The sequence below is a fragment of the Pseudomonas sp. PGPR N4 genome (assembly GCF_059693665.1).
Genome location: NZ_JCAUKV010000001.1, coordinates 1,746,212 through 1,760,207 on the forward strand (window position 1 = coordinate 1,746,212; position 13,996 = coordinate 1,760,207).

The 13,996-nt window shown below is 60.2% G+C and carries 12 protein-coding genes; 4 read left to right on the top strand and 8 right to left on the bottom strand.

Going from position 1 to position 13,996, the window contains the following annotated elements; genetic code table 11:
* Nucleotides 1–4: 4 nt before the first annotated feature.
* From AC58X1_RS07830 to leuC, 5 genes are all read right to left on the bottom strand, one after another.
* Nucleotides 5–1,009: an aspartate-semialdehyde dehydrogenase gene (locus tag AC58X1_RS07830; RefSeq protein WP_497428605.1), complete on the bottom strand. Its 1,005-nt coding sequence runs from the start codon at nucleotides 1,007–1,009 to the stop codon at nucleotides 5–7.
* A gap of 139 nt (nucleotides 1,010–1,148) precedes the next feature.
* Nucleotides 1,149–2,261 (bottom strand): aspartate-semialdehyde dehydrogenase, encoded by a 1,113-nt coding sequence (gene asd / locus AC58X1_RS07835; RefSeq protein ID WP_101321423.1) that lies wholly within the window; start codon nucleotides 2,259–2,261, stop codon nucleotides 1,149–1,151.
* Between the two features lie 64 nt (nucleotides 2,262–2,325).
* Entirely contained in the window at nucleotides 2,326–3,408 is a 1,083-nt protein-coding gene (leuB, locus tag AC58X1_RS07840) for a 3-isopropylmalate dehydrogenase (RefSeq protein ID WP_150572950.1), read from the bottom strand.
* A gap of 78 nt (nucleotides 3,409–3,486) precedes the next feature.
* Nucleotides 3,487–4,131: a 3-isopropylmalate dehydratase small subunit gene (leuD, locus tag AC58X1_RS07845; protein WP_101321427.1), complete on the bottom strand. Its 645-nt coding sequence runs from the start codon at nucleotides 4,129–4,131 to the stop codon at nucleotides 3,487–3,489.
* Complete coding sequence (leuC, locus tag AC58X1_RS07850; RefSeq protein WP_101321429.1) at nucleotides 4,128–5,561, bottom strand: 3-isopropylmalate dehydratase large subunit; 1,434 nt, start codon at nucleotides 5,559–5,561, stop codon at nucleotides 4,128–4,130. Before leuC ends, leuD begins: the two co-directional genes overlap by 4 nt.
* A 130-nt stretch (nucleotides 5,562–5,691) precedes the next feature.
* Here leuC and AC58X1_RS07855 point away from each other — a divergent pair, with 130 nt between their 5' ends.
* A complete protein-coding gene (locus AC58X1_RS07855) occupies nucleotides 5,692–6,570 on the top strand; it encodes a LysR family transcriptional regulator (protein WP_101321431.1) in 879 nt (292 codons plus the stop codon).
* A gap of 61 nt (nucleotides 6,571–6,631) precedes the next feature.
* Nucleotides 6,632–9,928 (top strand): PAS domain S-box protein, encoded by a 3,297-nt coding sequence (locus AC58X1_RS07860; RefSeq protein WP_497428606.1) that lies wholly within the window; start codon nucleotides 6,632–6,634, stop codon nucleotides 9,926–9,928.
* A gap of 49 nt (nucleotides 9,929–9,977) precedes the next feature.
* On the opposite strand, the gene AC58X1_RS07865 is transcribed toward AC58X1_RS07860, so the two are convergent.
* Entirely contained in the window at nucleotides 9,978–10,421 is a 444-nt protein-coding gene (locus AC58X1_RS07865; protein ID WP_101321435.1) for an Hsp20 family protein, read from the bottom strand.
* Between the two features lie 126 nt (nucleotides 10,422–10,547).
* On the bottom strand, nucleotides 10,548–11,522 hold the full coding sequence (locus AC58X1_RS07870) for a tRNA dihydrouridine synthase (protein WP_101321437.1): 975 nt from the start codon (nucleotides 11,520–11,522) through the stop codon (nucleotides 10,548–10,550).
* 430 nt (nucleotides 11,523–11,952) lie between these two features.
* Between AC58X1_RS07870 and AC58X1_RS07875 the strand changes: the two genes are divergently transcribed.
* Both AC58X1_RS07875 and AC58X1_RS07880 read left to right on the top strand, forming a co-directional pair.
* Complete coding sequence (locus AC58X1_RS07875) at nucleotides 11,953–12,840, top strand: hypothetical protein (RefSeq protein ID WP_497428607.1); 888 nt, start codon at nucleotides 11,953–11,955, stop codon at nucleotides 12,838–12,840.
* Nucleotides 12,841–13,548 (top strand): ATP-binding cassette domain-containing protein, encoded by a 708-nt coding sequence (locus tag AC58X1_RS07880; protein ID WP_497428608.1) that lies wholly within the window; start codon nucleotides 12,841–12,843, stop codon nucleotides 13,546–13,548. It abuts the gene before it with no gap.
* Between the two features lie 8 nt (nucleotides 13,549–13,556).
* Here the strand turns inward: AC58X1_RS07880 and AC58X1_RS07885 are convergent, their stop codons facing one another.
* Entirely contained in the window at nucleotides 13,557–13,985 is a 429-nt protein-coding gene (locus AC58X1_RS07885; protein ID WP_447733030.1) for an acyl-CoA thioesterase, read from the bottom strand.
* Nucleotides 13,986–13,996: the final 11 nt, after the last annotated feature.

Genomic DNA, 13,996 nt, shown 5'->3' on the forward strand with positions numbered 1-13,996 from the left:
TCTTTTACAGCCTGTGTTTAAGCAACAATTGGCCGACCTGCACGGCGTTGAGCGCCGCACCCTTGCGCAGGTTGTCGGTGGTCAGCCAAAGGTTGAGCTGCTCTGGCTCATCAATTCCGTGCCGTACACGACCAACATAGACCACGTCTTGGCCGACTGCGTCACCCACCGGTGTCGGATAATCATCCGCTTCGACCAATTCGATGCTCGCCGCCGCCTCCAGCGCCTGGTTCACCGCACCCAGATCCACCGGGCGCCGGCTTTGCACGGCCACACTCAAGCTATCGCCGAAAAACACCGGGACTTGAACGCAGCTCACAGAAATCTTCAGCGCTGGCATATCCAGCAGCGCCCGCAGCTCATTGACCAGGCGCCGCTCTACCGCGCTGTGGCCGTGCGCGTCAACGGCGCCGACCTGGGCCAACACGTTGAACGCGATCTGCCGATCGAAGAAGCGCGGCTCCAATGGCCGCGCATTGAGCAGCTCGGCGGTCTGCCGGGCCAGCTCACCCACCGCTTCCTTGCCCTGGGCCGACACCGCCAGGCTGGCCATGACCTGCACCCGCTCGATATCGAGCAGGCCCTTGAGCGGCGCCAACGCCACCGCCAGGGCCACGGCACTGGCACTTGGGCTGGTGATCAGCGCGGGCAGGCTCAAGCCGGCCACCTGCTCGGGATTGGCTTCTGGTACCAGGGCAACGGCGTGCTCAAGCTCGCCGGACAGGTCGATCACGCTGCAACCGGCGGCATGGGCCTTGCTGGCGAAGCTGCGGCTGACCGCCGGGCCCGCAGCAAAGAAGGCCAGCTTGACCAGGCTGAAGTCGAAGCTGTCGACCTCACGCACGCTCACCTTTTTGCCGGCGAACATCACACTGCTGCCAGCCGATTCCATGCTGGCCAGCAGATGCAGGGTGCCCACCGGGAATTCGAGCTCTTCGAGGATCTGCACGAGGGTTTCACCGACACTGCCGGTGGCGCCGATCACGGCGATATCTAGGGGTTGGCTCATGGGGAGTCCTCTGCTGAAACGGCGGGAGCGGCACTTTACTTGGATTCTCAGCCTGGGGGTACCTTGGCCGCGCCATCTACCGCCCATAAAAAAACCCGCGCTGGGCAACAGCGCGGGTTTTTCTTCAGTGCAAACGCAATCAGCGCTCCAGCAGAATCCGCAGCATGCGGCGCAGCGGCTCGGCAGCACCCCACAGCAGCTGGTCACCGACGGTGAACGCGCCCAGGTACTGGCTGCCCATGTTCAGCTTGCGCAGACGACCAACCGGCACGTTGAGGGTACCGGTGACGTTGGTCGGGCTCAGCTCCTGCATGCTGATTTCACGCTGGTTCGGCACCAGTTTCACCCATGGGTTGTGCTGGCTGATCATGCCTTCGATATCGGCCAGCGGCACATCCTTGTTGAGCTTGATGGTCAGCGCCTGGCTGTGGCAACGCATGGCACCGATGCGCACGCAGATGCCGTCGACCGGGATCGGGCTCTTGAAGCGGCCGAGGATCTTGTTGGTCTCGGCCTGGGCCTTCCATTCCTCACGGCTCTGGCCGTTGGGCAGCTCCTTGTCGATCCACGGGATCAGGCTACCGGCCAGCGGCACACCGAAGTTCTCGGTAGGGAAGGCTTCGCTGCGCATGGCCTCGGCAACCTTGCGGTCGATGTCGAGGATGGCGCTGGCCGGGTTGGCCAGGTCTTCGCTGACGGCGGCGTTGATGCCGCCCATCTGCTTGATCAGCTCGCGCATGTTCTGCGCGCCAGCGCCGGAAGCGGCCTGGTAGGTCATGGCGCTCATCCACTCGACCAGACCCGCTTCGAACAGGCCACCCAGGCCCATCAGCATCAGGCTGACGGTGCAGTTGCCGCCGATGTAGTTCTTGGTACCGGCATCGAGCTGCTGGTCGATCACCTTGCGGTTGACCGGATCGAGGACGATCACCGCGTCATCTTGCATACGCAGCGACGATGCAGCGTCAATCCAGTAACCCTGCCAGCCGGCTTCGCGCAGCTTGGGGAACACCTCGTTGGTGTAGTCGCCGCCCTGGCAAGTCAGAATGACGTCGAGGGTCTTCAGCTCTTCAATGCTGTAGGCGTCCTTCAGCGGAGCAATATCCTTGCCCACGTTCGGACCCTGGCCACCGACATTGGAGGTGGTGAAGAACACCGGCTCGATCAGGTCGAAGTCCTGCTCTTCCAGCATGCGCTGCATGAGCACGGAACCGACCATTCCACGCCAACCGATCAGACCTACACGTTTCATCGCAACTACACCTTTGCTAAAAAGTGGGCCGCCACCGAGAGATATTGGCAGCGGGCCAGAGAGATTACAGATTCCGCAGCGCCGCGACTACTGCATCGCCCATTTCCTTGGTGCCAACCTTGTTGCAGCCTGTCGACCAGATATCACCCGTGCGCAGGCCTTGATCGAGCACCTGGCTGACCGCCTGCTCGATTGCCTCGGCAGCAGCGTGCTGATTGAAGCTGTAACGCAGCATCATCGACACCGACAGGATGGTCGCCAACGGGTTGGCTACGCCCTGGCCGGCGATGTCTGGCGCCGAGCCGTGGCATGGCTCGTACATGCCTTTGTTGTTGGCATCCAGCGAGGCCGAAGGCAGCATGCCGATGGAACCGGTGAGCATGGACGCTTCATCCGAAAGAATGTCGCCGAACATGTTGTCGGTAACCATTACATCGAACTGCTTGGGTGCCCGCACCAGCTGCATGGCGGCGTTGTCGACGTACATGTGGCTGAGTTCGACGTCTGGGTAATCCTTGGCAACCTCTTCAACCACTTCACGCCACAGCTGGCTGGACGCAAGTACGTTGGCCTTGTCGACCGAGCACAGCTTCTTGCCGCGCACGCGGGCCATGTCGAAGCCGACCCGGGCAATCCGGCGCACTTCGCTTTCGCTGTATGGCAGGGTGTCGTAGGCCTGACGCTCGCCGCCTTCCAGCTCGCGCTGGCCACGCGGGGCGCCGAAGTAGATGCCGCCGGTGAGTTCACGGACGATGAGGATGTCCAGGCCCGAAACGATTTCCGGCTTCAGCGAAGAGGCGTCGGCCAGTTGCGGGTAGAGAATCGCAGGACGCAGGTTGGCGAACAGGCCCAGTTGCGCACGAATCTTCAGCAGGCCGCGCTCTGGACGAATGTCCCGCTCAATCTTGTCCCACTTCGGCCCGCCGACAGCGCCCAACAGCACCGCATCAGCGTTGCGCGCACGCTCAAGGGTGGCATCCGCCAATGGCACGCCATGGGCGTCGATGGCAGCGCCACCGATCAGATCGTGCTCAAGGGCGAAACCGAGCTGGAACTTGTCGTTGGCCAGCTCCAGTACCTTGACCGCTTCGGCCATGATTTCCGGGCCGATACCGTCACCTGGGAGAATCAGAATCTGCTTGCTCATGCTTTTCTCTATCCGTTCAAACGGCGCCGCCGCCATGGCCGCGCCGAACAAAAATTAATGCCCGACCTGCGCGCTGCTTCAGGCTTCGCGGAACAGCCATGGCTGGCTGGCGCGGTGCCTGGCTTCGAACGCCTGGATCGACTCGCTATCCTGCAAGGTCAAGCCAATGTCGTCGAGACCATTGAGCAGGCAATGCTTGCGGAAGGCGTCGATCTCGAAGTGCAGCACCTTGCCGTCAGGACGGGTAACGGCCTGCGCCTGCAGGTCGACGGTCAGCTGATAGCCTGGAATGGCTTCGACCTGCTTGAACAACTCGTCGACTTCTTCGTCGCTGAGGATGATCGGCAACAAGCCGTTCTTGAAGCTGTTGTTGAAGAAGATATCAGCAAAGCTTGGCGCGATGACGCTGCGAAAGCCATATTCGTCGAGGGCCCACGGGGCGTGCTCACGGCTCGAGCCGCAACCGAAGTTTTCCCGGGCGAGCAACACACTGGCACCTTGGTAACGTTCGTGGTTGAGCACGAAGTCCATGTTCAACGGGCGCTTGCTGTTGTCCTGGTATGGCTGGCCAACGTCCAGGTAGCGCCATTCATCGAACAGGTTCGGGCCGAAGCCGGTGCGCTTGATCGACTTGAGAAACTGCTTGGGGATGATCTGGTCGGTATCGACGTTGGCGCGATCCAATGGCGCAACCAGGCCGGTGTGCTGGGTAAAGGCTTTCATGCTGCGCTCCCTTGAATCAACTCGCGGACATCGATGAAGTGGCCGGTCACCGCGGCAGCGGCGGCCATTGCCGGGCTGACCAGGTGGGTACGACCACCGGCGCCCTGCCGACCTTCGAAGTTACGGTTGGAGGTCGACGCGCAATGCTCGCCGCTTTCCAGCCGATCCGGGTTCATCGCCAGGCACATCGAGCAGCCCGGTTCACGCCATTCGAAGCCGGCTTCGATGAAGATCTTGTCCAGCCCTTCCTTCTCGGCCTGAGCCTTGACCAGGCCCGAGCCCGGTACCACCATCGCCTGCTTGACGGTAGCGGCGACCTTGCGGCCCTTGGCGACTTCGGCGGCAGCGCGCAGGTCTTCGATGCGCGAGTTGGTGCACGAGCCGATGAACACCCGATCGAGACGAATATCGGTGATCGCCTGGTTGGCACTCAGGCCCATGTACTTGAGCGCGCGCTCGATCGAGCCACGTTTGACCAGATCCGGCTCGGCAGCTGGATCCGGTACACGCTGGTCAACGGCCAGGACCATCTCCGGCGAGGTGCCCCAGCTGACCTGTGGCTTGATCTGTGCGGCGTCGAGCTCGACCACGGTATCGAATACCGCATCGGTGTCGGACACCAGCCCTCGCCAGGCGGCAACCGCTTGCGGCCACTGGCTGACAGTCGGCGCGTAGGGGCGGCCTTCGACGTAATCGATGGTGGTCTGGTCGACAGCGACCAGGCCAACTCGGGCGCCGGCCTCGATGGACATGTTGCAGATGGTCATGCGGCCTTCCATCGACAAGTCGCGGATGGCGCTGCCAGCAAATTCCATGGCATGGCCGTTACCGCCGGCGGTGCCGATCTTGCCGATCACGGCAAGGACGATATCCTTGGCGGTCACGCCTTCGCCCAGCTGGCCCTCGACACGGACCAGCATGTTCTTCATTTTTTTTGCGACCAGGCACTGGGTGGCGAGCACGTGCTCAACCTCGGAAGTGCCGATGCCGTGGGCCAGTGCGCCGAAAGCGCCGTGAGTCGAGGTGTGCGAGTCGCCACAGACCACGGTCATGCCCGGCAAGGTGGCGCCCTGCTCTGGGCTGATGACGTGAACGATGCCCTGGCGAATGTCGTTCATCTTGAATTCGACGATGCCGTATTCGTCACAGTTTTCATCGAGGGTCTGCACTTGCAAACGCGACACCTGGTCAGCGATGGCCTCGATGCCGCCTTTGCGCTCAGGGGTAGTCGGCACGTTGTGATCGGGCGTAGCGATGTTGGCGTCGATCCGCCACGGCTGCCGCTTGGCCAGACGCAGGCCTTCGAATGCCTGGGGCGACGTCACTTCGTGAATGATGTGGCGATCGATGTAGATCAACGACGAACCATCGTCGCGTCGCTTGACCTCATGCGCATCCCAGAGCTTGTCGTAAAGCGTTTTGCCGGCCATCAGACTGTTCCTCATCAGCGTCTTTCTATGCCAATAACCCCTTGGCTTGTACGGACGATGCTATGGGTTTAGATTGAATAACTCAAATTGATAATTTTTATGCTTTGGATAACCAAAAGGAATACCAGCAGTGGACCTGGCCAACCTCAGTGCGTTTATCGCCATCGCCGAGACCGGCAGTTTTTCTGGCGCAGGAGAACGCCTGCATTTGACCCAGCCCGCCATCAGCAAACGCATCGCTGGCCTTGAGCAGCAACTTGATGTTCGCCTGTTCGATCGGCTGGGCCGCGAAGTGACCCTGACCGAGGCCGGCCGCGCCCTGCTCCCGCGTGCCTACCAGATACTCAATGTACTCGACGATACACGACGCGCCCTGAGCAATCTGACCGGTGAAGTCACGGGTAGGCTGACCCTGGCGACCAGCCACCACATCGGCCTGCACCGCCTGCCACCGTTATTGCGGGCTTTCACCCGTCAGTACCCCCTGGTTGCGCTGGATATTCAGTTCCTCGATTCAGAAGCGGCCTACGATGAAATACTCCACGGCCGGGCTGAAATCGCGGTAATTACCCTGGCCCCCGAACCGCACAACCTGGTGCGCGCGGTGCCGGTCTGGGACGATCCGCTGGATCTGGTGGCTGCCCCCGAGCACCCGCTGGCCAGCAGCGAGACAGTGAGCCTGGCTGACGTCGCCCGCCATCCGGCAGTGTTTCCCGGCGGCAATACCTTTACCCACCACATTGTCCAGCGCCTGTTCGAAAGCCAGGGCCTGACACCCAACATCGCGATGAGCACCAACTACCTGGAAACCATCAAGATGATGGTCTCGATCGGCCTTGCCTGGAGCGTGCTGCCGCGCACCATGCTCGATGATCAGGTTGCGCCTATCGCTTTGCCCGGCGTAAAGCTGACGCGGCAGCTAGGCTACATTCTGCACACCGAGCGCACCCTTTCGAATGCCGCCAAGGCATTCATGGCCCTGCTCGACAGTCACGCCGGCAGCGCCTGACGGTTCGTCGGGGCGGCACACCACTCTCAGGGACAGGTCACTCGCCAAAGGTCTGGTATCGATGCCCAAATCAGCTAACCGTTTTCCGCGCTTGCCGCGTATTCCTGCTGTCGACCCGCAGGACTCGGAGTTGGCCTGGCAGAACGCCCCGCAGTTGTTGGCGGCGCTCAATGGCGCGCAATTGGGCGCTTGGCTGTGGGATATCGACAGTGGCCGAATCAGTTGGTCGCGAGGCACCCAGGCGCTGTTCGGCTTCGATCCGCAGCAGCCTTTGCCCAGTGATATCGACTACCTTGAACTGCTCCCGGAGGAAGACCGCGCGCGTACCCGCCTAGCGTTTCAGGCGGTGGTCAATGGCGAGCCCATCGAGCAGGCCATGCGTCATCGGATTCGCTGGCCCGACGGCAGCCTGCATTGGCTGGAGGTCAGCGGCAGCCTGACCCACGACGGCAATGGCCGCCGGCAGATGATCGGCGTGATCCGCGAAATCACCCGCCAGCGCGACCGCGAAACGGCCTTGATCAACTCGGAAAAACGCTTTGCCAGCCTGTTTCACATGAGCCCCAATGCGATTCTGCTCAGCCGGCGCAAAGACGGCATGCTGTTCGAGGTCAACCAGCATTTTGAAGACATGTTCGGCTGGCCCGGGGCGCAGATCGTCGGCAAGACCAGTATCGAACTGGGCCTGTGGGTGCATCCGGAACAGCGCCAGCAGGTACTGGAGGCGACCCGCTACAGCACCGGGCCGATCACCATGGAAGTGCAGTTTCGCGGCAGCGGCGGCAAGGTCCACGACGGCATCCTGTGCACCCAGAGCAACGAACTGGAGGGCATAGCGTTTCTACTCACTACCTTTGTCGATACCAGCGAGCGCAAGCGCGCCGAGCTTGCCCTCAAGGACAGCCAGGAACGCCTCGACCTGGCGCTGGACTCTGCCCAGCTGGGCACCTGGGACTGGCATATCCCCAGCGGCATGCTCTACGGCTCGGCGCGCGCCGCGCAGCTGCATGGGCTGGAGCCGGTGCCGTTTCATGAATCCTTCGAAGCGTTTTTCGAAGGTGTGCCTGAACAGGAGCGTGAGGCCATGCGCCAGTCTTATCGCAGCTTGCGCGAAGGCCCGGCGGGCAGTTACCAGATCACCTACCGGGTGCAGCTGGAAAATGGCACAGCGCGCTATATAGAAAGCCGCGCCCGCCTCTACCGTGACGAGCAGGGCAATCCGTTGCGCATGGCTGGCACCCTGCTCGACATCACCGACCAGGTCGAGCGCGAGCAGCGCCTGAGCGCCTCTGAAGAAAAGTTCGCCAGCCTCTTCCAGGTCAGCCCCGACCCAATCTGCGTAACCCGCCAGGACAATGGCCAGTTCATCGAGATCAACCCGGCCTTCAGCCAGACCTTTGGCTGGAGCGCGCAACAGGTGCTCGGCCGCACCGCCGAGCAGATCGGCCTGTGGGCAGAAACCGCAGAGCGCGCCCAGCGTATCGAACACGTGATCCGCGAACGGGCGCTGAGCAACGTCGCAGTCGTGGTCAACCATCGTAGTGGCGCGCCCATGACCTGTGTCATTTCCAGCCGCCTGATCATGGTCGATAACCAGCCCTGCAGCGTGACCTCACTGCGTGACATCACTCAGCAGCAGCGCGCCGAAGCGGCAATCAAGGCCAGTGAAGAGAAATTCGCCAAGGCGTTTCACTCCAGCCCCGACGCCATCACCATAACCGTGCGCGCCAGCGGCCTGTACCTGGAAGTCAACGACGGCTTCTGCCGCCTGACGGGCTACAGCATTGACGAAGTGATCGGGCGTACCGTGCACGAGCTCGGCATCTGGGCCGACGACACGCAACGGGCGACCTTGCTCAGCGAGATCAAACTGCGCGGGCGGGTGCACCACCGCGAGATGCTCGGACGCAACAAACGCGGCGAGCTGCTGACGGTGGAAGTGTCGGTCGAGCCGATTACCCTGAATGCCACCGAATGCCTGCTGCTGACCGCGCGCGACGTCAGCCAGCTGAAAAACGCCCAGGCGCAGATTCGCCACCTGGCGTACCACGACCCGCTCACCAACCTGCCCAACCGCGCCCTGCTGATGGACCGCCTGAGCCAGCAGATCGCCCTGCTCAAGCGGCACAACCTGCGCGGCGCGCTGCTGTTTCTCGACCTCGATCACTTCAAGCACATCAACGACTCACTCGGTCACCCGGTCGGCGACATCGTGCTCAAGGTCATCACCGCCCGGCTCGAGGCTAGCGTGCGCCTGGAAGACACGGTGGCGCGCCTGGGCGGCGACGAGTTCGTGGTCTTGCTCAGCGGTCTGGAAGGCAGCCGCGAGACGGTTGAAGGCAAGGTCCGCGAACTGGCCGACACCCTGCGCGAATTGCTCGCCGAGCCGATGTCTCTGGACGGCCAGCGCCTGCAAGTCACCCCCAGCATTGGCGTTGCCTTGATCCCCGATCATGGGGCTACGCCTGCCGACTTGCTCAAGCGCGCCGACATTGCCCTGTACCGGGCGAAGGACTCTGGGCGCAACACCACCCAGCTGTACCACACCACCATGCAAAAGGCCGCCAGTGAACGCCTGCGCATGGAGAATGATCTGCGCCAGGCGTTGGCCCGCGGCGAACTGGCGTTGCACTTTCAGCCGCAGGTGGATGCCCGCGACAATCGCATTGTCGGCGCTGAAGTACTGCTGCGCTGGCATCACCCGCAACTGGGGCAGCAACCGCCCTCGCAGTTCATCCAGGTGCTGGAAGAAAGCGGGCTGATTCTGGAGGTGGGTAGCTGGATTCTCGACGAGGCCTGTGATGCCTGCGCCGGCATGCTCAGCGACGGCCTGATCAAGGCGGACGAGTTCAGCCTGTGCGTGAATATCAGCCCGCGGCAGTTCCGCCAGAACGACTTTGTCGGCAGAGTGCTGCGCAGCCTGGACGACTTTCGCTTGCCCCGGCACATGCTCAAGCTGGAGATTACCGAGGGCATCGTGATCCAGAATCTGGAGGACACCATCGCCAAGATGCGTGAACTCAAAGGCTACGGCGTGAGTTTTGCCATGGATGACTTCGGCACCGGTTACTCGTCGCTGACCTATCTCAAGCGGCTGCCGGTGGATACCTTGAAGATCGACCAGTCATTCGTGCGCGATGCGCCGATAGATCCCAATGATGCCGAGATCGTCCGCGCCATCGTCGCCATGGCCCGCAGCCTTGAGTTGACGATCATTGCCGAGGGCGTCGAGCTGAGCGAGCAATTGGAGTTTCTGGAGCGGCTGGGTTGCCATTTGTATCAGGGGTATTTGCATAGCCGACCGTTGCCGCTGAGCGAGTTCAGGCAAATGTTGCTTGAGGCACCGGCGGATTATTGATCAGGCGGGGGATAGAGGAATGGGGCCGCGAGGCGGCCCCAGCCAATCGTCAGTTCAACGCTGGCTTGTCAGCACTGATCGGGATCCGCTTGGCTTTGGCTTCTTCCGGCACGACGCGCAGCAGTTCGACGCTGAGCAGTCCGTTGGCCAGGCCTGCGGATTTCACTTCGATGTGGTCGGCCAGGCGGAACGACAACTTGAAGGCACGCTGAGCGATGCCCTGGTGCAGGTAGGTCACTGCGTCGTTGCTGGCGTCGCGTTTGCCGCCAGTAACCGTCAGTACACCCTTCTCAACCTGCAGTTCAAGGTCTGATTCCTGGAAGCCTGCTGCTGCAACCACGATGCGATAGTGATCATCGCCATGTTTTTCCACGTTGTAGGGCGGGTAGCTGCTACCGGCCTCATTACGCGCCGCGGATTCGAACAGGTCGTTGAAACGGTCGAAACCAACGGAATGGCGGAACAGTGGTGCAAGGGAGAAAGCGGTAGTCATGGTCATAAACTCCTGAAAATCAGCAAGTGAGTCAATCCGCGACCCGAATTCGGCATCGCGTACTAAATAGATATGGCTCGACCAACCGCTTTCAAGAGCTCAACCAAAAAAATTTTTAAAATTTGCTCAGGCCACTGCTTCACATGGCAGCTGGCTGATGTCGGCACCCAGCAAATGGGTGATCCGCTGACAATCATCGACCCGGCGCAGTTCGGCAAATAACAGTACTGCTTCCGGATAGCTGCGAGTCAGCATTGCCACCCACTGCTTCATCCGCCCCGGCGCATAGCGCGGCGACAGCTTGGCCTGGGCCTGACGCCAAAACTCGCGCAGCAACGGCAACAGCGCCTGCCAGGCAAGCGGCTGATACTCGAGCCCCGCCCGTGCAGCAGCAATCTGCAGGCCCAGATCAGGCCGCGACACCAGGCCACGGCCGAGCATGATGTCTTCAGCGCCGCTGACCTCGCGGCACCGTCGCCAGTCGTCCACGGTCCAGATCTCGCCATTGGCGAACACCGGCACCTTGACCACATCCTGCACCCGCGCCACCCACTCCCAGTGCGCCGGCGGCTTGTAGCCCTCGACCTTGGTCCGTGCATGCACCACCAGGTGCGCCGAGCCACCTTCGGCCAACGCGGTAGCGCAATCGAGGGCGCCATCCGGGGTATCGAAGCCCAGACGCATCTTGGCCGTGACCGGGATGTGGGCAGGCACCGCCCGGCGCACTTCACGGACGATCGCGTGGAGCAACTCAGGCTCCTTGAGCAACACCGCCCCACCGCGGGACTTGTTCACCGTCTTGGCCGGGCAGCCGAAATTCAGGTCGATCACCGGCGCGCCCAGCTCGCAGGCCAATGCAGCGTTTTCAGCCAGGCACACCGGATCGGAGCCAAGCAACTGCACGCGCATGGGCACACCTGCCGCAGTACGCGCGCCGTGGCGCAGTTCAGGGGCGAGCTTGTCGAACTGGGAAGGTGGCAGCAGGCGGTCGCAGACGCGAATGAACTCGGTCACGCACCAGTCGACACCGCCGACCCGCGTAAGGACGTCGCGCAGGATGTTGTCGACCAGCCCCTCCATGGGGGCCAGGGCAATTTGCATGAGGGGGCTCTTCAAAAATTTGCATTCTATCAGAGAAGAAACCCGGACGGACGGAGGGCAGCTGCTGAGGCGAGAGCACCACGGTGCGCAACACAATCGCCCGTTTGAAAAATAATTGCGTGGAATTCAGATTTTTTTCACGTTTAACCGCTCGCGATTGACAGTAACAATTCCTACAGCGCATCCAGTACAGTCAGAATAAAAACTTGCGCTTAAGAAAACAGCGAGCAACTAATAGCATTTCAATCCTGGGACTACATTAATTTAGGAAATTTCTGAAATCCATTTCGCAGGATTATTCGCCAAATAACGAAACTCAATAAACATACTACACCGTAGAGGTACCCATTGATCGCCGGGCAACATTGACGAACAGCATCAAAACTACTAAACCTTGAAAAATCCACACCAGGGCATTCAAGGAGGCAAAATGACAACTACATTTGGAACTACGCTGCTGAAGTTAAAAACAGGGGTCGCCAACCACTTCGATCCTGAGTTCTTTGGAGGATCGGGCGGTGCAGGTGGCTGTGGAGGTAGCGGCGGATGCAGCGGCGGGAGTGATGGCTCTGGCGGATCCGGATGCTTTAAGCGATCTCACATAAAGATATATACAATTACCAAATTATTTATCATCGAACAACTCAGAGAGCCCACCGCACTTCTATGGACCACACTCTCCCCGTGCGCATTATTCTACTTCATGGCTTCATCAAAACACGCTCAACTGGCGCCGCCAAACTACACGTCGTCGGCATCATGGTTTTGTGCATACATCGCATGCAGCTCAGCCTTATTCGGCTTGAGCTACTACCTCATTGGCCGGCGAGAGAGTGGGTTCATACGGTCATTCATCTATAACGAATCTGCACTGAGGCTATTTCTAACCTCGCACATCCTCAGTAATAGCTGTATCAGCGCGATCCACTTCTCTATCTTCTATTTAATTACCAAGCCCATGGCAGGCGCTTATTCCATCACGGAGTACACATTCCTACTGACGGGTTTTTACATTAGCTACCTGGGGTTTGCATCGATCGGTCTGATTTTTACTATTTTGCCGATCAAGTTCAGTACAGCAGGCACTCTATTTTCAATCTTTTCATTTGCGATGTTGGTGCTAGGGTTTATCAGTGCTTCAGCTACTGAATCCTCAATGCCTCTTTCACGCTACAATCCGCTTGCCCTGATCGCAGCGCTGCTATCGGGCGACATCCCATTGCTGACAGCTGCTGTCGCCGTCGCTGCTTCATTCCTGTTTAGTCTTTATCTGGCCAAGCGCTATTTTCGCATCCAACCCGTATGGAGCAGATACTGAATGACCAAGATCACTATCCGCGACCTAGGCTACTCATATGCTCGCACCCCACTGTTCCATAAACTCAATTTTTCTGCCTACCGAGGTGAGGCTATCGGAATACTCGGCTCCAATGGCGCGGGCAAGACCACCTTGTTTGACTTGATTTGTAATCTTAGGAAGCCAGACGCCGGTACCCTGACCAATAACGCTTGCCGTCAGTTATACCTATCCCAAACGCTGTCACCTCCCCCAGGCTTGCGTATGCAGGAGATTCACGCCCTCATCACTCATCTTGATGGGGACAAGCCGCTTAGCGCGGGTGAAACCTTCAAGTGCATGGAGCGATGGTCAGTCCCCTTGTATAAACGCTATGCGGCCCTCTGGAACAAAAAACCAGCGAACTGCAGCTACGGAGAAATAAGGAGTTTTTTCACGCTGACGTTGCTCGTGATGCAGGGCGACTTGCTTATCCTTGATGAGCCGACAGCTGGCGTTGACCCGGAGTTCCGGCACTATATATGGCTGGCCATTCGCAGGGCCTGCGCAGAGGGCGCGACCGTGCTCGTCTCATCACACCACATTCAGGAAATCACGGCTAACTGTGATCGGTTCTACATGCTTGCTCAACGCACATTGCAGGAGTTCAGCAGTGCCGAACATTTTATGACCCACCACGACACAGCGTGCCTTGACGAAGCGTTTATTCTCGCTTCGTCGAAAGACTGATTCAGGTATCACATCAGCGCCTGCCCATAACCTTCAATGAATTCGCCCGGCATACGCTTGGGCTTGCCGGTCGACAGCTCGATACAGACAAAGGTGGTTTGCGCGCGCAGCAGGGTCACGCCGTCGCTCGGGCGCTTGAGCTGAAACCGGCGGGTCATGCGCAGGCGCTGGTCCCAGTCGACGATCCAGGTGGCCAGTTGCAGCTCGTCATCTTCGTAGCCGGCAGCCAGGTAATCGATTTCGTGGCGAACAACGGCCATGGCCCGGTCAAGACGGCGATATTCGACCAGGTCCAGACCCAGACGCTGCGAGTGGCGCCAGGCGCAGCGCTCCAGCCAGGTGACGTAGACCGCGTTGTTGGCGTGGCCGAGGCCGTCGATGTCGTCACCGCCAACGCGTAGGTCGATGATGAATGGCGATGCCAGATCCCAGCTCATGCGCGCTCCGA